Source organism: Vibrio sp. 10N.222.49.C9, assembly GCF_041474985.1.
Lineage (GTDB): Bacteria > Pseudomonadota > Gammaproteobacteria > Enterobacterales > Vibrionaceae > Vibrio > Vibrio crassostreae_C.
The window spans coordinates 1-463 of the sequence record NZ_JBFRVD010000098.1 but is presented as its reverse complement, the minus strand read 5'-3'; the positions used below and the strand labels follow the sequence as shown (position 1 = coordinate 463).

Genomic DNA, 463 nt, shown 5'->3' with positions numbered 1-463 from the left:
CATCGCCAGGCTTTAAATTTTTAGAGTCGTTTTTAAACGGTTCTTGAATTGCTGATATAGCTCAGCCCGGTAGAGCGCACCCTTGGTAAGGGTGAGGTCCCCAGTTCGAGTCTGGGTATCAGCACCATATTTAGTTGATTTGATTATTCAAGTTAACAACAGAATTTGTTTGACGACCATAGCATTGTGGACCCACCTGATTCCATGCCGAACTCAGAAGTGAAACACAATAGCGCCGATGGTAGTGTGGGGCTTCCCCATGTGAGAGTAGGACATCGTCAGGCTCAAATTGCTTTATGCTGAATAGACACTGCGGAGTGGTAGTTCAGTTGGTTAGAATACCGGCCTGTCACGCCGGGGGTCGCGGGTTCGAGTCCCGTCCACTCCGCCACTTATTAGAAAGCCTAGTCTTATGACTAGGCTTTCGTCGTTTCTGGCTATCGATAATACCAATCCGGAAAAT

At 47.5% G+C, this 463-nt stretch carries 2 tRNA genes and 1 rRNA gene; all 3 read left to right on the top strand.

The annotated features are described in order from the left end of the window. Nucleotides 1-50: 50 nt before the first annotated feature. Nucleotides 51-127 (top strand) — tRNA-Thr (locus tag AB4585_RS21935). A 41-nt stretch (nt 128-168) separates the two neighbouring features. Further along, a 5S ribosomal RNA gene (gene rrf / locus AB4585_RS21930) occupies nt 169-284 on the top strand. Nucleotides 285-314: 30 nt separating this feature from the next. After that, nucleotides 315-391: transfer RNA gene (locus AB4585_RS21925), tRNA-Asp, on the top strand. Nucleotides 392-463 lie beyond the last annotated feature (72 nt).